This is a genomic window from Acinetobacter piscicola, from assembly GCF_002233755.1.
In the GTDB taxonomy this organism is placed as follows: Bacteria; Pseudomonadota; Gammaproteobacteria; order Pseudomonadales; family Moraxellaceae; genus Acinetobacter; species Acinetobacter piscicola.
In genome coordinates, this window is the sequence record NZ_KZ268709.1 from 31,529 (window position 1) to 53,466 (window position 21,938).

The 21,938-nt window shown below is 37.5% G+C and carries 14 protein-coding genes; 9 read left to right on the plus strand and 5 right to left on the minus strand.

Annotation, left to right across the window (positions count from 1 at the left end; translation table 11 throughout):
* Window positions 1-121 precede the first annotated feature (121 nt).
* A complete protein-coding gene (locus CDA10_RS04360; RefSeq protein WP_089604315.1) occupies window positions 122-2,329 on the minus strand; it encodes a TonB-dependent receptor in 2,208 nt (735 codons plus the stop codon).
* A gap of 421 nt (window positions 2,330-2,750) precedes the next feature.
* On the opposite strand from CDA10_RS04360, the gene CDA10_RS04365 reads away from it, so the two are divergent.
* From CDA10_RS04365 to CDA10_RS04380, 4 genes are all read left to right on the plus strand, one after another.
* The gene (locus tag CDA10_RS04365; RefSeq protein ID WP_089604273.1) at window positions 2,751-4,091 is read left to right on the plus strand and encodes an MFS transporter; all 1,341 of its coding nucleotides are present in this window, start codon (window positions 2,751-2,753) and stop codon (window positions 4,089-4,091) included.
* Window positions 4,092-4,666: 575 nt separating this feature from the next.
* A complete protein-coding gene (locus tag CDA10_RS04370) occupies window positions 4,667-6,193 on the plus strand; it encodes a fumarate hydratase (RefSeq protein ID WP_089604274.1) in 1,527 nt (508 codons plus the stop codon).
* Window positions 6,194-6,276: 83 nt separating this feature from the next.
* Window positions 6,277-6,828 (plus strand): DUF2059 domain-containing protein, encoded by a 552-nt coding sequence (locus tag CDA10_RS04375; RefSeq protein WP_089604275.1) that lies wholly within the window; start codon window positions 6,277-6,279, stop codon window positions 6,826-6,828.
* Between the two features lie 50 nt (window positions 6,829-6,878).
* Entirely contained in the window at window positions 6,879-7,406 is a 528-nt protein-coding gene (locus tag CDA10_RS04380; protein WP_089604276.1) for a DUF2059 domain-containing protein, read from the plus strand.
* Window positions 7,407-7,534: 128 nt separating this feature from the next.
* Here the strand turns inward: CDA10_RS04380 and CDA10_RS04385 are convergent, their stop codons facing one another.
* From CDA10_RS04385 to tig, 4 genes are all read right to left on the minus strand, one after another.
* Window positions 7,535-8,284 (minus strand): DUF2846 domain-containing protein, encoded by a 750-nt coding sequence (locus CDA10_RS04385; RefSeq protein ID WP_089604277.1) that lies wholly within the window; start codon window positions 8,282-8,284, stop codon window positions 7,535-7,537.
* Window positions 8,285-8,453: 169 nt separating this feature from the next.
* A complete protein-coding gene (clpX, locus tag CDA10_RS04390; RefSeq protein ID WP_089604278.1) occupies window positions 8,454-9,764 on the minus strand; it encodes an ATP-dependent Clp protease ATP-binding subunit ClpX in 1,311 nt (436 codons plus the stop codon).
* A 35-nt stretch (window positions 9,765-9,799) separates the two neighbouring features.
* Complete coding sequence (gene clpP, locus CDA10_RS04395) at window positions 9,800-10,411, minus strand: ATP-dependent Clp endopeptidase proteolytic subunit ClpP (RefSeq protein WP_089604279.1); 612 nt, start codon at window positions 10,409-10,411, stop codon at window positions 9,800-9,802.
* 188 nt (window positions 10,412-10,599) lie between these two features.
* Complete coding sequence (tig, locus tag CDA10_RS04400; protein WP_089604280.1) at window positions 10,600-11,931, minus strand: trigger factor; 1,332 nt, start codon at window positions 11,929-11,931, stop codon at window positions 10,600-10,602.
* 272 nt (window positions 11,932-12,203) lie between these two features.
* On the opposite strand from tig, the gene CDA10_RS04405 reads away from it, so the two are divergent.
* The 5 genes from CDA10_RS04405 to CDA10_RS04425 all read left to right on the plus strand — a co-directional run bounded on the left by CDA10_RS04405 (window position 12,204) and on the right by CDA10_RS04425 (window position 21,686).
* On the plus strand, window positions 12,204-14,378 hold the full coding sequence (locus CDA10_RS04405; protein WP_089604281.1) for a TonB-dependent receptor domain-containing protein: 2,175 nt from the start codon (window positions 12,204-12,206) through the stop codon (window positions 14,376-14,378).
* A 224-nt stretch (window positions 14,379-14,602) separates the two neighbouring features.
* Window positions 14,603-16,888 (plus strand): TonB-dependent receptor, encoded by a 2,286-nt coding sequence (locus CDA10_RS04410; protein ID WP_089604316.1) that lies wholly within the window; start codon window positions 14,603-14,605, stop codon window positions 16,886-16,888.
* Between the two features lie 602 nt (window positions 16,889-17,490).
* Window positions 17,491-19,812 (plus strand): catecholate siderophore receptor Fiu, encoded by a 2,322-nt coding sequence (locus CDA10_RS04415; protein ID WP_089604282.1) that lies wholly within the window; start codon window positions 17,491-17,493, stop codon window positions 19,810-19,812.
* An 81-nt stretch (window positions 19,813-19,893) separates the two neighbouring features.
* Entirely contained in the window at window positions 19,894-20,577 is a 684-nt protein-coding gene (locus tag CDA10_RS04420) for a Fe2+-dependent dioxygenase (RefSeq protein WP_089604283.1), read from the plus strand.
* A 5-nt stretch (window positions 20,578-20,582) separates the two neighbouring features.
* Window positions 20,583-21,686, plus strand: coding sequence for an alpha-hydroxy acid oxidase (locus tag CDA10_RS04425; RefSeq protein ID WP_089604317.1), 1,104 nt, complete (start codon window positions 20,583-20,585; stop codon window positions 21,684-21,686).
* Window positions 21,687-21,938 lie beyond the last annotated feature (252 nt).

Genomic DNA, 21,938 nt, shown 5'->3' on the forward strand with positions numbered 1-21,938 from the left:
CCAATCGAACAACTGGATGGCTTTTTTTGCAATCAAATACTTCTTCAGAAATCGAGTGATGTGTTTATTCTAAGTAAAAATACCGCTGTTCCATGAAATACTGATTTACTGAAAGTATGATTTAGAAGAAATAATTCATTCTAAATAAATAATTTCGTGGTGTTCCCGGCATAGAGCTTGAACGCCAGTATTCTTTATCCGTTAAATTATTCACTGCAAAAGTTGCGCCCCATTTGTCATCTTTATAACCAATGGCTGCATCTACGCGAGTAAAGTCAGGCATTTTTGCAGTGTTTTTATCTGTCGTATAATAAGAACCAACATAAGTTACACCTACTTCGCCATACCAATTTTGCGTTGGTAAATAACGGACAAATAAATTCCCCGTATTCTCAGAAATACCACCTAATCGGTTACCTTTTAAATTATCAGCTTCTTTTACATTACGACTATCATCTTTCCATTTAGCATCAGTAAAGCCATAGCCTCCACGAACGTAGAGATTTTCAAACACTTTACCAATAAAACTAAACTCTGCACCTTTAGATTGTTGTTTTTGCCCTACTTCCCATTCATCTGGTTTATTTATAGCATCAGGCTGATAGCGAATATTGTTTTTGGTAATATCATAGATAGAAAGTTGTGTATTCAAGTTCCCATCTAACCAATCACTTTTTACCCCAATTTCATACTGCTCGTTATACTGTGGTTCAGCATCATATAAATTTGGATTTATAGATGCACTCACCCCTAATAAACCTCGACCACCGTAAGGTGAAAAGCTTTTACTATAAGATGCATAGAAACTTTGACTTTCAACAGGTTGCCAAACAAAACCAATATTTGGACTTACGCTATCATCACTATAAGATCGAGTGCTGTTCTTACGAATGTCATTGGTTTTAAAATCATAACTGTCGTATCTCAGACCAAGCATCATCTTGTATTTTTCATTAAATGAAATCAGATCTTGAAGGAAGAAACTCAGCGCATTGGCATCCGTTTGACTGTGCGATGTTTCAGCAGGTCGCGCACCATTCAATGCTGTCCAACTTGGAGACAAGAAACTATCCGTTGTATTAAACGGATTGACATAACGATAATAAATTCCCGCCTTTTCTCCACTCGAATAGTTTCCAAGGATTGGTTCTCTCTTTTCATTAGACCAATCACTGCCTAGCATAATTTTATGGTCTAAAAGACCCGTTTTAAATTGCCCCGTAATATCAAAAGTATTCACCAATGTTTTATTTGTTGTTTGTTGCCAAGCATAATTTTGGCGAATTTTACCTTGCCAATCACATGGCTTACCGTCATTTTGTAATCCTGCTGTTGAACACCATGTTCCAGCAAAGAAATTATCAAAATCTTGGAATGATTCACGGTGACTGAGTGCCCAATGAAACTTCCAGTCAGGTGCAAATTCATATTTTAAGTCAGTTCTAAATGACTTTGTTTCATCAACGATATTATCATTTTCACCAGCAAACCCCGTTTTGATCGAAACACCTGCGGGTAGATTTACATATTCTGGCCCACGATCTGGCGTTCTGTTTAGGCTGTCATAGGTGAATTCGGTTGTCCAAAACAACTTTTCATCATCACTACGATAGGTCACGCTAGGTGATAGCATTTCCTGATTAAATCCGATGCCCGAACGAAAACTATTGCTATCAGACTTCTCGCCAACCAAACGTACTGCCCAGTTATCCGTTAAAGCTTTATTAAAATCAATGGTTCCACCTACGTTATCGTAAGAACCTACATAAGCCCCAACTGAACTTTTAGAATCAAAGTTAGCAACTTTAGTCACCATATTGATGACACCGCCGCCTGCGCTGCGGCCATAAAGTACCGATGCAGGGCCTTTTAAAATCTCGATACGTTCAATATTTGCAGTACTACGACGATACTGTCCACTTTCACGTACACCATCACGGTAAATATCATTGGTATCTGCATTAAATCCGCGAATAGAAATACCATCATTTCGCGCATCATAGCTTGTCGAAACACCAGGTGTACCTTGCAACATTACGCTTAAGTCATTTGCACCATAAAGCTTGTATTTTGATACATCAATAGTATCAATTGTTTGTGGGATATCTTTTTTATCTAAGCCATTTCGAGTGACATTTGCTTGTTTATAATCCACATAGGTTTTTATCGGATCTCCTTCTTCCATGGCTTCAATAACAATTGTTGGAAGCGTTGCTGAACTGGTTTTTTGCGCTTCATTTATCTCTGAATTCGCAAATGTTGTAGAGGAAACAAACAAAAAACCTGTTGATAACATCATCAGAGATAAAGAATTTTTTACAAAAGGCACAGCAACACCGGAAAAGTAATGATAATAATTATCATTATAATACATCTTTTCATAAAACTTTACAAAATATATTAATTCAACTACAGAATAGGCAACTTTTACACCATAAGAACCTAAAATTATTGTCAAAATATCCGATGTACTTTTTTTAATTTGTCATGAAAACTATTTTATTCATTTCTATTTATGACTTCTTACAACTTCAAAACAACCATTCCCCTAAAACATAAAAACAAGTCATTGCTTTATGGTTAAGTGATTTACAGATTCTAAAATTTTCATGATTTTTATCTAAATAATTTTATAAATAAAATCTATTCATTCATATTTTTATGTTGATAAATACGTTCTATTTCAATATCTTTAAAGGGAAAAGATAAAACATAATTTGAACAGAAAATAAAAACTGGTATCCACATCAATGAGTGAAACAAGTACAAGCAAATTTCCATTTGGACGAAATTTTTATTTCATTCAGTTCTCTGCAATTTTTAACAGTATTGCTTCTCGATGCATATATCTAGCACTTGCTTGGTGGGTACTTTCTGTCACCCATGATGCAACTGCTTTTGCAGTTTTTGTTGCTGTAGGCGCTGCGGCTGATATCTTAGCACGTGGATTATTTGGCTCACTTGGTGATACTTACGATAAACAAAAACTGATTTCCATTTGCTATTTGATGAGTTTAATTTCATCCATGGTTATTGCTCTGCTCGCTACAGCAAATTTGTATTGGTCAGGATTGCTCATTTTTTGCCAAGTGATCGCTGGTTTAGCGGTAGGAATTCGAGAACCCTTACAAAATAGTATTATTCCTTTTCAAGTGACTAAAGCATTGCTTTCTAAAGCAATTCAATGGCGCTCAGCGGCCATCACCATCGTGACATTTTGTTCACCTATCCTTGGAACTGGATTGATTTCAATCATCGGTGCACAAAATACCCTTTGGCTAGGTGTTGGATTGATTATTGTTTCAATCGTACTTTTAGCATTTATTAAGCCGACAAATCTGCCTCAAGACTTTGAACATGCACCCCAACGCCCCAAATGGTACAGTGGTTTTTCTGCAATTTTACGACTACCACCCGAAATCAGTTTAATTAAAATTACTTTTTTCATGAATTTAGGGCTTTATCCATTTTTAGGTGTCGTTCTACCTGCGTTCTTTTATCAAAATTACAGCAAAAGTCCTTGGTTATTTGGGATCGCAGATACTGCTTTTGCGCTCGGTATGTTTATCGGTGCAACAAAGATTGGGGCCGCTGCTAATACTCATTTTGGTCGTGCGCCTACCACCTATATGGGGTATTTAGGTTTAGGTGTTGGTATTTTTATTACTGCGCTGATGTGCCAAATGTTAAGCGTTTTTCATCTAGCTTATTTTCTACTCTTATGTTTTGGAATGGGTCTAGCTGGCTGTGGCTTAATGGTGGCTGTGACCAATACCAGTTTTATGCGTAGCGCTGCTTCTCCAAATCATTTTCTAAATAGAATCAGTGCATCAGCAACTTTTGGTACAGGTATTGCTAGTCCACTTGGCGTTGTGATTGCGGGTATGTTTATAACTTATTTAGGTTTATATACAACCATGATTGTCCTAAGTTTGATCATTGTATCTGCTTCAGTTTTATCATTTTTTAGTTCAAACCTTCGACAAGTGTTGGCTTTACCTGAAGATGAAATTCATGGGGCTTATTCTCGCTTTTACCCCAAAGCTTTTGATAAAAATGAGCAGATTGTGTTGAATGAAGATGTTGTGTAAATGTGACAGCAAATGCTCATTTTGAGGAGTTTTATTTGGACAAATAATTGAAATTATTTTAACAATCGGAATAAGTATTAAGTATAAGGATTTTAAACAGAAAAGAAGACGTATCTTTAAATTTTAGACATAAAAAAGAAGATAAAGCGTTAGGCTTGATCTTCTTTCTGACCGTAAATCCAAGTTGCTGCAATAAAGGTACTAAAAGCTACAACCATCAGGACACTTAACATTGTCATACTACATTTCTCGATTTTTGTTGAAGCTATTATGTAAAAGTTTTATGACAAATTTATGACAATATCGTCATATTTTAAAAATTAGACTTAAATTAATTTTTATATATAAATTACAAATACTTGTGAATAAAAATTTATTCCGATCGTTAAAAATTATTAATTTTCTTTTAAAATATTACCTTAATTATGACACTGAATAATCACCAAATATGAGCTTAAATGATAAGTGATATTTATTAAACTTTAGCCCAAATCCTAAGCAAAATACCCACAAATCTTGCTTTATCACGTATAATTTAGCCCGCTAGCTATCAGCCCGCTCACGAGATTTTCGATATGACAACTATTATCAAGCAAGATGACTTGATCACATCGGTCAAAGATGCGCTTCAGTTCATTTCTTACTATCATCCACAAGACTTCATCCAAGCGATGAGCCGTGCTTATGATCGTGAAGAGAACAAAGCCGCAAAAGATGCGATTGCACAAATCCTCATTAACTCACGTATGTGTGCAGAAGGTCATCGTCCAATCTGTCAAGATACTGGTATTGTTAACGTATTTGTTGATGTGGGCTTAGATGTTAAATTTGATTTAACCATGAGCTTAGATGACGCAATCAATGAAGGTGTACGCCAAGGTTATTTAGAAAATAGTAACGTACTTCGTGCATCTGTACTTGCTGATCCTGCTTTTGGTCGTAAGAATACTAAAGACAATACGCCTGCTGTGATTCACTACAAACTCGTACCGGGTAATAAAGTAGATATCACTGTTGCTGCTAAAGGTGGCGGTTCAGAAAATAAATCTAAACTTGCCATGTTAAACCCTTCTGATTCTATCGTGGATTGGGTATTGAAAACTGTTCCAACAATGGGTGCAGGCTGGTGTCCTCCGGGTATGTTGGGTATTGGTATTGGTGGTACTGCTGAAAAAGCCATGATGCTTGCAAAAGAATCGCTCATGGAAGAAATCAACATGGACGAGTTACTTCGTCGTGGCCCTGAAAATAAAATCGAAGAACTTCGTATGGAAATCTTCGAAAAAGTAAATGCTCTTGGTATCGGTGCTCAAGGTCTTGGTGGTCTAACGACTGTTCTTGATATTAAAATCAAAGATTACCCTTGTCATGCTGCAGGTAAACCAGTTGGGATGATTCCAAACTGTGCCGCAACTCGTCATGCACATTTCCAACTAGATGGTTCTGGTATTGCACACATTCAAGCACCGAAAATTTCTGATTATCCTGAAGTGACTTGGGATTCTTCAAGCTCTAAGCGTGTTGACCTAGACAATATTACCCAAGAAGAAATGAACGCTTGGCAACCAGGCGATACATTATTGTTGAACGGTACAATCTATACAGGTCGTGACGCTGCACACAAACGTATGTGTGAAATGTTGGATAATGGCGAAGAGCTTCCAGTCGATCTTAAAGGTAAATTTATTTATTACGTTGGTCCTGTAGATCCTGTAGGTGATGAAGTGGTTGGCCCTGCTGGTCCAACAACAGCTACGCGTATGGACAAATTTACACGTCAAGTTTTAGAAGCAACTGGCTTGTTCGGTATGATTGGTAAAGCGGATCGTGGCCCTACAGCAATTGAAGCAATCAAAGACAACAAAGCGACTTATTTAATGGCTGTTGGTGGTGCTGCTTACTTAGTGTCTAAAGCAGTTCGTCAAGCTGAAGTCGTTGCATTTGCTGATTTAGGAATGGAAGCAATCTACAAATTTGTCGTTGAAGACATGCCTGTTTCGGTTGCTGTCGATGTGAATGGTACTTCTATTCATGCGACTGCACCAAAAATCTGGCAAGCAAAAATTGGAAAAATTCCAGTAGTCGATGCTGCTGCAAGTTAATCCATTATTCTTTTCAAATTCAACTTGAATCTTGATAAAAAAGCACTCTATGATGAAGAGTGCTTTTTTATTTGGGTTAAAGAATGAAAATAAAACAATGGATCACATCATTTATATTCACCAGTTTATTTTTGGGAACCCAATCTATTGTCTTTGCTAGTCCAGCAACAGATAAAAGTGTAGATAAGTTGATGCAACTTTCAAATATTTCCGAGGTCTTTAAACAAAGCACCAAAGACATGCAACCTTATTTTGATGAACAAGCGGAAGACCTTGTCCGCCAAGTGACTGGTGCTCAAACATTCAATATTGATCAACAAAATGCGGTTCTACAAATCAGCGCACTTTACAGTGAAGTCCAACAACGGATTACCACAGACCCTAAATTCATGAACGTGTTTAAGACGCTGTTCAAAAAGACATTTACAGAAGAAGAAGTTCAAGCCAATATTCAGTTTCTGAGCACCCCAATTGGGCAATCGATTAATCATAAAATGAATCTACTGATGTCAGATATCATGTTAGAAACAACAAAATTTTCACAAGAACAAATGTTAAAAGAAGAAAATCAAAAGTTGATTAGACAGAAAATGGAAGCGATCTTAGTGCCCTTGGTTCAAGGGCGAGAAGACTGAATTTATAAATATATCCGATTCTAAACTGAATACTCATAAAGGAATAAAACATGAAAGCTATCAAATATTTTATCTGTGGTCTGATCTGTTGTTCTGCCAATTTAAGTTTCGCAGCTCAAGCAACGCCGCAAGATGTTGAAAAATTGATTAATGTTATGAATTTAAATCAACTGATCCAAGATACACTCAAACAAATTCGTCCACAGCTTGATCAACAAGCTTATGTCATCGTTCAATCCATCGTAAAACATGAAAATTTAAGCCCACAAGAGCAAGTGATTGCCAATCAATTGGCGGATAAACTTTATGTGCAAAGCCAAAAAACCTTAGCTTGGGATAAATTAAAACCCATTTATTCAAAAATTTATAGCAATGTATTTAATTCAGAAGAGATCAAAGCACAAATTGATTTTTATTCAAGTCCTATTGGCCAATCGATTTTACAAAAAACACCACAGGTCGCTCAAGAAAGTATGAAAATTATGAATGATCAATTATTTTCCGTGATGCAAACCACGCGACAAGATTTTGCAGATATTGATAAACAGTTACGTGAGCTAAAAAAACAAGCTGAATAAAACGACGAAAATAATGATGATAAAAACAAAGAAATCGAGTTAAACGCTTAACTCGATTTCTGATAAGAGCGTCAGTCTATTTCAGCTCAAAAGCACTGATTTAAAAAACACTGACTTAACTTGTTGAATTACCAAGTCATTGGATTCCAAATTTTGAATGGTTGAGTTAAATGCACATCATCACTGACTTTATAATCTTCACCTTTAATTTTTTCTTTTGGCTTAATTACACGTCCGTCAGCTGTGACTTCCCCAACAAAATTTAATCCTGGTGATTTCAACTGTGTCATTGCGATTTCTTTCAACGCTTGACGTGTTGGCATTTGCATTAAAGGACCAACTCGCAGCAGTCCAGCTTCACCATTAGGGCCTCCACGAAATTTTTCCTCTTCATATTTCACAAAGTATTGCCCACCTGCTTCTACAGAGAAATAGGCAACTTTCGGTTTTTGAAAATGTAAAACACCCAAAGGACGACTTAAACTTAACTTATAATCCCCTTCAGCTAATTCAACCCAATAATAATGGTTGCTGATTAGACTTGGGATATGTTCACCATTCAAAAAGAAACTGGTTGGTATGATTTCCTGCCTATTCCATCGACTATCTGGGCGATAAAAATAGACGATCGCAGCTTGTGGATTTTGAGGTTTAACCAGTTTGAAATATTGACCTGGCTTTTGTTTCATCCAAGAGCCAGCAGAAAATGAAGCAATTTTATATTGATCAAGTTTCTCATGAACCAATGAATCTTCTTTTTTAAAATCAACTGGATCCAAAGTCGAAACAACTTTTACAGATTGCTGTTCAACTAATTGATGACTTTGACACGCTGCTAAACCACAACTGATCAAAACAACTAAACCGATGTAACGCATGATTATCCCTCACCGCGTATTTTTTATTTTTCGTTCTTGATTAAACACTATTTTTCGCCATTGAGCTTAACATTTCAATGACCATTTAAAAATAAAAAACGTGTAAATAGTCAAGCTAATTACACGTTTCAGATGAATTGCATCAGTTATTCAAACAAAATACACTGAATTAAGCAGATTTTGTATCAAGTACCTTTAAATCCACTTTTTCTACATCCATTTGTTCTTGCTTCGGCTGACGTCCTGCTTGATAAACAGGTTCAGCTTTATCATTAATCACTGCTTCATTGATAATCACTGTACCTACATCTTCACGACTTGGTAAGTCATACATCGTTTCAAGCAAGACATTTTCAAGAATAGAACGTAGACCACGCGCACCTGTATTACGATCAAGTGCTTTTTTCGCAACTGCACGTAAAGCAGAGTCTTCAAAAATGAGGTCAACATTTTCCATCTCAAAGAGATATTGATATTGGCGTGTCAATGCATTTTTAGGCTCAGTCAAAATTTGCATCAAAGCTTCTTCATCAAGCTCTTCAAGCGTTGCAATGACAGGCAAACGACCAATAAACTCTGGAATTAAACCAAAACGAACCAAGTCGGTAGCTTCAACTTGACGGAATAACTCAGATAACTTTTTACCATCATCTTTATTCTTCACATCAGCCGTGAAACCAATACCACCCTTCTCTTGACGTTGCTGTACAACCTTTTCAAGTCCTGAGAAAGCACCACCGCAAATAAATAAGATATTTGCTGTATCCACTTGAATAAATTCTTGCTGTGGATGCTTACGGCCACCTTGTGGTGGAATGGATGCAACTGTACCCTCAATCATTTTTAACAATGCTTGCTGTACACCTTCACCAGACACATCACGGGTAATCGATGGGTTTTCAGATTTACGGGTAATTTTATCAATTTCATCAATGTAGATAATGCCCTTTTGCGCCTTCTCTACATCATAATCCGCTTTTTGCAATAACTTTTGAATAATGTTTTCAACATCTTCACCGACATAACCCGCTTCGGTCAATGTCGTCGCATCTGCCATAGCAAATGGAACATCAAGCAAACGAGCAAGTGTCTGTGCAAGTAAAGTTTTACCCGAACCAGTAGGCCCAATCAGCAAAATATTACTTTTAGCAATTTCAACAGCATCTGCAGGCTTATGACCTGTTTGGCTCACTTTTAGACGTTTATAATGGTTATATACAGCAACAGAAAGTGTTTTCTTTGCGGTATCTTGACCAATCACATATTGATCCAACGCAGCACGAATTTCATGCGGTTTTGGTAATGGGCGAGTTGCCCAATCACCTGTTTCCACTTGTTGACTGGTTTGGACTAAGTCTAAGCATACATCCACACATTCATTACAAATGTATGCGTCCTCGCCTGCAATCAATTTACCGACTTCAGACTGCGTTTTACCGCAAAATGAACAATGCTTTTGTCCTTGAGGAAGATCGGACATTTTCACTCCAAATTCTTAAATCTTGTCTTTAAAGTTTAGTTTTGAGGGCGTTTACTTAATACCTGATCAACTAAACCATATTCTCTCGCTTGTTCAGCAGTCATGAAGTTATCACGATCTGTATCTTTTGCGACTCTTTCAAAATCTTGACCACTGTGCTCTGCCATCAAACGATTTAATCGTTCTTTGATGAATAGAATTTCACGTGCGTGAATTTCAATATCAGAAGCCTGACCACGGAAACCACCTAATGGTTGATGGATCATCACACGTGCATTTTCTAAGCAATAACGCTTACCTTTTGCACCCGCATTTAACAAGAATGCACCCATAGATGCAGCTTGCCCCATGCAATAGGTCACAACATCAGGCTTAATAAATTGCATGGTATCGTAAATTGCCATACCTGCAGTCACAGAACCACCCGGTGAGTTGATATATAAATGAATATCTTTATCTGGGTTTTCTGCTTCCAAAAACAACATTTGCGCAACAATTAAGTTCGCCATGTTGTCTTCAACTTCGCCTGTTAAAAAAATCACTCGCTCACGTAAAAGACGTGAAAAAATATCGAAAGAACGCTCACCACGAGAAGACTGTTCTACGACCATTGGTACTAAAGCGTTTTCAATTGATGGAACATACATATGTTATTTATTCCTGAATTTTTGTTACTGCACACATAGTCACAATATGAGGGATAATTACTGAAAATGCAAAATATTCCCAACCAAATATCCGATATTTTTTGCATTAGTATTGTGAATGGATCTAACAAGCTTATGTTAAATCACATAAAAAAAGGCGCCGAAGCGCCCTCTTTTCACTGAAGAACTTAGCCTTGTTGACGCGCTTGTTGTTCTTTCAATAAGTCTTGGTAACTTACAACTTCGTCAGTTACTTTAGCAGCAGCTAAAATATGATCAACAACCTGATCTTCTAACACAACACCTTCAATTTGAGCGCGTTGTTGTTTATCCGTTTTAAAGTATTCAATCACTTCTGTAGGATCTTCATAAGAAGAAGCCATATCTTCGATATAAGCATCTACACGAGTAGCGTCTACTTCAAGTTTAGCATCAGCCAATACTTTGCTGACTAATACGCCAAGTTTAACTGCTTTTTCAGCTTGTTCTTTGAACAAATCATCTGGAAGCATGCTGCTATCAAATGCTTTTGCACCTTGAGCACCAAACTGTTGAGTGAATTGTTGAATCATTTGTTGACGTTGACGGTCAATTTCTTGTGCCAACATAGACTCTGGAACTTCCACTTCGTTTGCAGCAACAAGTGCATCAAAAGTTGCACCTTTCACTTGATTACGAAGACCATTTTTCACTTCACGTTCCATGTTTTTACGAACGTCAGCTTTTAATTTTTCAACGCCTTCTTCTTCAGTCACACCAAAGATTTTTAAGAATTCAGCATCAATTTCAGGAAGTTTTTGCTTTTCAACAAGTTTTACATTGATTTTGAATTGAGCAGCTTTACCAGCAAGGTTTTCAGCTTGGTAATCTTCTGGGAAAGTAACATCAATCACTTTCTCTTCGCCTTTCTTCATACCAACGATACCGTCTTCGAAGCCAGGGATCATACGACCAGAACCTAAAACGAGTTTAAAGTCTTCAGCAGCACCGCCTTCAAACTTCTCACCATCAACAGTACCTTCGAAATCGAAAGTTACTTGCATGTCTTTTTTAGACATACCTTTGGTTTCAGTCCATTCAGCACGTTGCTTTTGAAGATTCTCAAGCATTGCTTCAACATCTTTGTCAGTCACTTCAGATGACTTACGTGCAATTTCAAGGCCGTCAAATTTAACTTCAACTTCTGGGTAAACTTCAACAGTTGCTTGATAAACCAAAGCATCGTCTTTGTTTTCAACTTTATCGATATTTGGCATACCAACAGCGTTGATTTTTTCTTGTTGAATCGCTTCAAATACGGTGTCACGAATAATGTCGTTGACAACTTCTTGGTAAATGCCCGCGCCATATTCACGACGTACAACATTTACAGGCACTTTACCTTGACGGAAGCCGTTAATCTTCACAGTTTTAGCAGTGCGTTTCAAGCGAGCTTCAAACTGCTCGTTAATACGGCTCGTCGGTACAGATACATTTAAACGACGGGCAACGCCCGAAACCGCTTCAGAAGTTACTTGCATGGCTTCCTCGATAGAATTTAATAATTACAGTTTTTAAAAAGTGCCACATATTATATGACAACATTAAAGGATATACAAAACAGGATGACGAAACTATAAGTTTTTATTTTGTTTTATTCGATTATTTCATTTTCTTTTATTTTTTTGAGTAAAAGCTCAACTTTTGTATGATTTTTATTGCAAATGATAAACTTTATCATTATCATTGCTATGCTTTTTTAATATTTTATTAATTTTCATATATTTATCTCGTCCAATTTGGAATTCTATTTATGAGTAAGTTCAACCTCCGCCCATTAAGCCTTGCTATTATCGGAATAACTGCAAGTTCTGCGTTTGCAAATACACAAACTGAGGATTCCTCCTCAACGCATCAACTTTCAACAATTGTGGTTTCAGCTGCGGGGTTTGAACAAGATATTAAAAATGCACCTGCTTCTATTAGTGTCATTACACAAGAAGATATAAGAAAAAACAATGCAACTAGCATTTCGGACTTATTAGTCAATGTTCCTGGTATCGACATTCGTGATGGTGTAGGTAAAACCTCAGGTTTAAACATAAAAATGCGTGGTTTAGGCAATGAATATAGCCTCATTCTTATTGATGGCCGCCGCCAATCCACTTCATCAGATGTAACACCAAATGGTTTTGGTGAGTCATCAAATGGTTTTCTTCCACCTTTAGCAGCAATTGAGCGAATTGAAGTCATCCGTGGACCAATGGCAACACGTTATGGTTCTGAAGCGATGGGTGGCGTGATTAACATCATCACCAAGAAAATATCTGATCAATGGAATGGAAATGTTACGGTTGGCGGTAACATAATGGAAGATAAAGACGAAGCAGATTCTTGGAAGACAAGCTTTGTGTTGAATGGACCAGTTATCAATGACCGTTTAGGATTACAACTACGTGGTAGTTATTTAGATCGCCAAGAATCTGCACGTATTACTGGAACATCAGGCCGTGATCCTCGTCCAAGTGAAGCAGATATTTATGATGTAGGCGCGAAGTTACATTTAAAAATAGATGAAAAAAATGCGCTATGGGTGGATGGATTCCATTCTAGTCAAACATATAGTAACGCAGATAATCGCTTAGGAACTCAAGATACGCCGACTCGAGCAAACGGTTATAAAGATGAATTAGAATTTAATCGTGAACAATATTCTATTGGTCATGATGGCGACTATAATTTTGGTACATGGAAATCTTATGTTAGCCAAACAAAAACAGAGACTTTAGGTCGAACTATTCCAAGAAATACATTTCCAAATAATGCTTACGCAGGACAAGACCGTACTTTAGAAAATACAGACCTTGTTGCAGACTCACATGTGATTTTGCCTATTCAGAATCACAAAGTGACTCTTGGTGGAGAATATAAAAAAGCTGAGATAGCAGATGATGTGGCTGGCGCTGGAGCAAAATTTAAGAAAGACTCATTATCATTTTATGCTGAAGATGAGTGGAGTCTAAATGATACATTACACTTAACAGTCGGTGGTCGTTATGAAGATCATTCAGGTTTTGGCGGGCAATTTAGCCCACGAGGTTATTTAGTTTGGAATGCGACAGATGCATTCACATTAAAAGGTGGTGTGAGTACAGGATATAAAGCCCCTTCTGCAAAAGCACTACATGACGGTATTATTGGTGTGAGTGGTCAAGGTACAAACTTTTTAATTGGATCTCCAAATTTAAAACCTGAAGAATCGTTAAATTATGAACTCGGTTTTAATTTTAATCGTGGTGATTTGGATCTCACAACAACTGCATTTTTCACCAAAATTGATAATTTGATCACTGATGGTCCTGATTTATACAATTGTTCTTCAACAGCGAATCCGAATCGACCAAACTGTGTAAGTTATGGATCTCATATTACTCAAGATACATTCTCTCAAAGTATCAATGCGAATGAAGCAGAAACAAAAGGCGTTGAACTCAGCTTAAAATACAACATCATTCCAGAATGGGATATTAAAGCTGCTTATACCTATATGGAAACCGAGATTACCAAAGGTGAAAATAAAGGCTCTTATCTGAATAATGTGCCTAAAAATGCCTTTAATATGACATCAACATGGCATATCAATGATCAGTTTGATCTTTGGTTACAACATGAATATAAGTCTGAGCGGAAACGTTATAGTACAGAGCAAACTGCTGGTGATGCTGCCATTATTTATGCAGCAACAGGAAACAAATTAAAAGGCTATAACTTATTTAATTTAGGTGCGAGCTACTTAATTAATGACAATCTACGCATTAATGGTGCAGTAAACAATTTACTGGATAAAGACTTTACAGATAATGGTACTTATATAGATGCAAATGGTAATCCAGCCTCTTACTATGATTATATGACGATAGGTTCTAGCACTTCAGGAACTTACATTTCTGGTCGTAATTTATGGCTTTCCTTATCCTATGATTTCTAAGGATTTTTGAAATCTAAAATTTCAATAAAAAACCCTGTTTTAACAGGGTTTTATTTTTTTACAAAAAATCATGCATTTACAAACATATTGTTACACTATTCCATTTATTTTTACACTCTATTTTAAATCTACAATCGTTAATAACAATTGATATGAATTGGTATAAAAAACAAGAATCATTATTATTCGCATACAAATTTGCATTACTCTTTGTGAGTTCCAGTATGTCTTTTATCAAATCGCGTAAAAAACTTGTTACTACAGCAATCGCCTCTTCTTTATCAGTTATCGCCACTACAGCGATTGCACAAGAAGAAATTGCACAATTGCCAACAATCAAAGCTCAAGCAACAAACGAACAAAGCTTAAAAGTAGACCAATCTGCAAATACAAAATTTGTAGCTCCTCTTTTAGATACACCTAAGTCTGTATCTGTAATTTCAAAACAATTAATTCAAGACACGCAAGTTACAACGCTTGCAGACGCCCTTCGTACCGTTCCAGGGATTACCTTAGGTGCTGGTGAAGGTGGTAACCCAAATGGTGACCGTCCGTTTATCCGCGGTTACAACTCTGAAAGCTCAATGTTTGTTGATGGTGTACGTAATTCAACCTCACAAAACCGAGAAATGTTTGCAGTAGAGCAAGTTGAAATTACCAAAGGTTCTGCATCTGCTATGGGCGGTGCAGGTACAACTGGCGGCAGTATTAACATGATTTCTAAAGTTGCTAAACAAGGTGACTTTTTAGAAGGCTCTGTTGGCGCTGGCACAGACGATTACCAACGTATTACCTTAGATGGTAACAAAGATTTTGGTAATGGTATTGCTGCACGTGTTGCTGTCATGGGACACCACAATGACAAAGCTGGCCAAAAAGATGGTACTGAATATGCACGTGCTGGTATCGCTCCAAGCATTACTTTTGGCTTAGACAGTGATACACGTGCGACATTAAGTTATTACTACTTAAAAACTGACGATACGCCAGATTCGGGTATTCCATATAACAATCCATTTGCAGCTACAAATGCAAAAGTAGGTTTAAATGGTAATGGTAAGCCGATCGATGTTAAACAAGGCATGTACTATGGCTGGAAAGATCGCGATTTTCAAAAGCAAGAAAACCAATCGGGAACCATCAAGCTTGAGCATGATCTTACTGATAATTTAACCATTTCCAATACTGCTGTTTATAACAAATCAAAGAACGATTACCTTTGGACTAACCCTGATGATTCAAAAGGGAACTTCTATAATGCTAAAGGTGATTTAACAGGAAATGTTTGGGCTCGTGCAAACTCACGTGTTGGCGATACCGACGCATTTACAGATCAACTGGCTTTAAAAGGCAAATTTAATACTGGTCGCTTCAAGCACAGCTTCAACTTAGGCGCTGAATACTCTGAGCAAGATACAGATCGTACGCAATATATTATTGATGGCTTGACGACTACAGGTACTGCGAATAGCGCATGTAATGCAGCTGCTATTGCTTCTGGCTGGTGTACGTCTGTACAACATCCTAATCGTGGTCAATGGACTGGTACGCTTAGTACAGTTGGTGCCGATCGTTATAAAATTGAAAATGAAAATACCTCAGTTTACTTCCTTGACAGCATTGAATTACACCCACAATGGATTTTAGATTTAGGTCTTCGTTGGGATGATTATTCTGCTAAACAGACTATGACTTATGGTGCACGTAATAGTGCGGTATTAGGAAGTAGTACGGCTCCTGCAACAGCAAAAACAGGCGATCAAGTTGCCATTAAAAATGATTCTGATTTTGTAAATTATCAAGCTGGCTTAGTTTATAAACCTGTAGAAAATGGTTCGATCTATGTAAGTTATGCAACTTCATCAAACCCAGTCGGTGTAGATGGTGGTGATGGTTCTGAAGGCATTACTACTGCAATCAAGAATCTAAAACCAGAAGAAGTTCGTACGATGGAACTTGGTACGAAATGGGATGTTTTAAATGACAAGTTGAACTTAACTGCTGCCATTTTCCGTACTGAAAAAACCAATACTCGTGCAACAGCAGATGACGGTACAACCAAAAATATTGGTGAAACACGTGTCGATGGTTTTGAGTTAGGCATCAACGGTAATATCACTGAAAAATGGGGTGTATCTGCGGGTTATACTTATTTAGACAGTGAATTAGTGGATGATGGTACTGGCTTAAATGATGGTAAACAAGTTCAAAACGTTGCAAAAAATAGTGGAACACTTTGGACGACATACCAAGTTTTACCTGAACTTACTTTAGGTGCTGGCGCAATTGCTATGGACAAAGTCTATGGGAATGCGGCGAATACTAAATTTGTTCCAGGTTATGTACGTTACGATGCAATGGCACGTTATAACGTGAATAAGAATGTTGATTTACAACTTAATGTAAACAACCTTTCTGACAAACGTTATTTCACTAAAGCATACTCATCACACTATGCAACTGAAGCTGAAGGTCGTAGCGCAGTACTTTCTGTTAACTTTAAATACTAAGATCGAAAAACTAAGATCGAATAATCCTATTTTTTGATAGGATAATATTGAGATAAAAGGAGTCTTTATCCCTAAAGGCTCCTTTTTTAATCCAAAAAATTTAGCAAATATTGAAAGCAAACTCATTATTCTAATCTTGTACGTGAACAAATAAAATCAACGCAGTCTATCTAAAACAGCCCCCTACTCTTTTATCTCCTTTATTTCTGATTTTTGACAAGTTAATTCACCTTAATAGCTGCTTCATTTTCACATCATGATTCTATGCAATAAAAATTTAAATTGATGACTGAAGTTTTTTAGACGCTAAAATTTACCATCGAATAAAAAACATTGATTTTTAACAGAAAAAATCACTCAACTTTTACATTCTGTCATTGTTTTACTGAATCAAAATATCGAAATTAAACATTTTTTTCATCAATATTTATGCATAACCAAAGATAATAGCCATTGTTAATGATAATAATTATCACTAAAATTCGCATCAATTGTTACAGGCCTTAACAATATCTTCACTTTTACTGCATATTCAAATTTGCCAATACGCAATGCCATGCAGTCAAAGAATTTTGTCATTCATATACTAGGGATACCCTACAATGGCGCAGATTAAAAGCCGTAAACATAACAGATCAACTCAGCTTGTTGCTCTAGCAGCTTCGTTTCCTTTGATGGCTCATGCCGCTCAACAGGAAAGTGACACAGCAAAATTACCTGTGATCGCAGTTGAGGCAAAAGCTGAAAACAACTATAAAGCTGAGCGAGTTAGTTCTACGAAATACACTCAGCCATTGGTGGATACCCCACAAACCATTTCTGTGATCAAAAAAGAAATTTTAAAAGAACAAGGCGCGACTTCGCTTGTAGATGCTTTACGTAATACGCCGGGAATCACATTGCAACTCGGTGAAAATGGCAATACCAGTGCGGGGGATTCATTCCAAATGCGTGGTTTTGATACCAAAAACTCAATTTATGTCGATGGTATCCGTGACATTGGTGCTGTTAGTCGTGACGTATATAACCTTGAACAAATTGAAGTTGTAAAAGGACCTTCAGGGGCAGAAGCTGGACGTGGTGGTGCGGGTGGCTATATTAACCTTGTAAGCAAACTTCCTTATGCTGAAAATAGCCGTGAAGTCTCTGCGACCTATAAAACAGCAGAACATGGACGCTTAGCCGCTGACATCAATCAGGCGATTAATGACAGCGTGGCTGTACGTTTAAATGTCATGGGCCAGCAAGGTGGTGTAGATGGGCGTGATTATGTCGAACAAAATGGTTGGGCAGTCGCACCATCGATTGCTTTTGGTCTAGATAGTGACACTCGTTTTTACTTATATTCACAACATATTCAACAACGCAACGTTCCAGATGGTGGTATTCCTACAATCGGGATGAAAGGTTTTTATTATAATAATACCGACACTAAACTGACGCAGCCACAGCGCGATATTATTAACAATGCCGTTAATTCTGCAAGACCAGTTGATAGTGAAAACTTTTACGGCAGTATCGACGACTATGAAGATATTGATGCCAATATGGTCACTGCAAAAGTTGAAAGTGATTTTGCTGAAAATGTGAAACTGACCAATATCACGCGTCTTGGTAAAACAGAAATGGATCGTGTGTTAACAGGGGTCAATGCACTGGTCATTAGCAATTTAAATACCCCTAAAGATCCAAACTCTTGGTCAGTGGTCCGTACTCGTCAAGGTGTAGATCAAACCAATAAAATTTTAACCAATCAAACTTCTCTCAACTTAAATCTTAAAACAGGTTCGATTGAACACGACGTCGTGGTAGGCCTAGAACTATTAAGAGAAGAACAGTTTAACAATACCTTGAATGTTCAAACGCCTGGACAAGCAGCACCAGTTATTCCGCCTGCAAGCTTATACGATCCTAATCCATATTCGAAATTACCAGGCTTAGTACATACTGGAGCATATGCAAAAGGCAAAACGGATACTGCTGCTGCGTATTTATTTGACACTTTAAAATTTGGTGAACGTTTTCAGTTAAATGGCGGTGTTCGTGTTGATTATTATGATACTGAATATGATGGATTGACGGTTGCAACCGATGCGAAAACGTTGGCTGTCACCAATACAGCAAGTAATTTGGGTACCAATGGCACCTTAGTCAGTTGGAAATTAGGTAGCGTATTTAAACCAACACCTGCAAGTAGCATTTATGCATCTTATGCAAAATCATTAACCCCTCCAGGTACGGCTTTTGTTTTAAATGACAGTTCAACGTCTGCAAACAATGTTGCCAATAACCCAGCAGCGAAGCCACAAAAAACTCACCATTATGAGGTGGGGACTAAATGGACACTGAATGATGACAAAATCATTCTAACCGCTGCGGCTTATCATACTGAAAATGAAAATCAAATTACGCAAGATCCAATTAGCCTACAATATGTTCCTGAAGGGAAAATGACGGTTAAAGGCTTGGAACTTGGTGCTGTAGGTCAAATTACACGTGCATGGAATGTTTCAGCAGGTGTTGCCTTCATGGACACTGAGCAAGAGAATCAGCAAACCTACAATGCAACGACAAAAGTTTGGACTGAAAATAATGCCGTTCGTTGGTCACCAGACTTGACTGCGACTTTATGGACAACCTATAGCGTTGCAGGATTTAAAGCAGGTGTTGGCGCACGTTATGTAGATGAACAAAAACGTGCCATCACACCGGGTTCAACCACGACCACCAACATGCCTGCAATTCCGAGTTATGTCGTATTTGATGCCATGGCAGGTTATACGTTTAATAAAAATGCATCCGCGAGTTTGCATATTTATAATCTAGCAGATAAAGAATATATCAGTACTTTGAATAATGGTGGTTCACGTCTGGTACTAGGCCAACCACGTTCTGCTGCATTATCTTTTAACTATAAGTTCTGATAAATTTAGCACTCGTTTTTTATATCGTGTATTCTCAGGGATGCACGATTTTTTCTTTTTAAATCTTGGGAAAACTGAACCATGATGCTGCATATCCCTGACGTTTTGACCAAACAACAGGTTATCGATATTCGTCACAGACTAGACCATTCAACAGCATGGATAGATGGTAAAAAAAGTGCTGGCTCGCAGGCTCAGTCCATCAAAAATAATCTACAAGTCGATGTCCATTCAGAAATTTATCAAAATATTGCACCGTTTATTCTCACAGCACTCAAACAGCAAGCAATGTTTCAATCAGCAGCATTACCACGACACTGTTTAATGCCAATGCTGAATTGCTACCAAGACTCAGGAAACTATGGCAATCATGTAGACAATGCCGTGCAATATTCATCAGAAACAGGACAACCGATCCGTACCGACGTATCTATAACGGTATTTTTATCAGAACCTGAAGAATATGAAGGCGGTGAATTGGTCGTTGAGGACAATTATGGAACTCACGAAGTTAAACTCAATGCTGGCGATGCCATACTCTACCCTGCAACCAGCTTGCATCGGGTTGAACCTGTAACTTCGGGCAAACGTATTGCAGCATTTACATGGATACAAAGCATGGTCAAAGATGATTGGCAACGCAGCATGTTATTCAATCTAGATATGACCATTATGCAACTGCGCCAAAAGTACGGTGATTCAGAAGAAACCGTCAGTCTAACCAGTCATTATCATAATCTATTAAGACAATGGGGTGACTTATGAACCACATGGATTCTAAAAAAATTCTGCCTCCTTTTGCACAAATCCCTGCTTATTTACAAACCATTGCAGACTATGAACAACAAGCAGAAAAGCATTTAGCTGTAAATACTTGGCATTACCTACAAGGCGGTGCTATGGATGAATATAGTGTCCGAGACAATCTGCAACAGTTTAAAAATATTCAACTTATTCCACGTTTATTAAATGACCTAACGCAAGGCGATACTGCATGTGAGATTTTAGGACAAAAATTCCCACATCCGATCTTTTTAGCACCGATTGGACATCAACAACTCTTTCATAGCGATGCTGAGGCTGCTTCTGCTCTTGCTGCTGAAGTTTTAGGCAGTAATTTTGTTTTAAGTACATTTACCAATACCAATATTCAAAATCTAAAAAAAGAAAATCCATACAAATGGTTTCAGCTCTATTGGCAAGGGGATCGCGAAAAATCATTAGCTCTGATTAAGCTCGCAGAACAACAAAACTTTAAAGCGATTGTGATTACGGTAGATTCACCGCATACCGGTATCCGAGATCGTGAGCGTCGTGTTTTCTTTCAACTGCCAGAAGGTATGCAGCATCCGCATACGCCGACTCACATTCCTTTGCCTGAAATAACAGAAGATCAACATCCTGTTTTTAACGGACTCATGCATATTGCACCCAAATGGGCAGATATTGAATTTATCATTGCCAATACAGATTTGCCTGTTATTTTAAAAGGTGTGCTCCACCCTTTAGATGCAAAAAAAGCAGTAAATATTGGTGTGAAAGGTTTAATCATTTCCAATCATGGCGGACGTGTTTTAGATACGGCCATTTCTCCACTTAAAGCCTTAGAAAAAATAAAAACCGTTGTACCGAGTGATTTTCCATTGTTATTGGATGGTGGTGTTCGCCGTGGAACAGATGTATTTAAAGCCTTAGCACTCGGTGCTTCTGCTGTATTGATTGGTCGTCCAGCGATTTATGGACTGGCAGTTGCAGGTGCTTTAGGTGTTGCTCATGTCATCAAAATCTTAAAGGAAGAATTTGAGATTACTATGGCTTTGATGGGAACGGCTACCGTAAATGAGATTAATCAAGAATACATTTTCCAAGATTAACGATTTTAAAGAAAATTTTTCTCTTAATTCGATTAAATAGTGCAAATTAAGAAAATTATTCCCGAACCATCTGTTTTACAATTAAGCTTAAGTTAAACCATTTACAAGCAGTCAGAGTCTGACTTTATGTGATGTTATTTCCATCCATAATTTTATGCCACTTTAGGCGAATATACTCCGAAAAATACTTGTAAATTGCGTGAATAGACACAATCTATAGAGTAGTAAGTTGCCTTTACCCAAGATACGAGC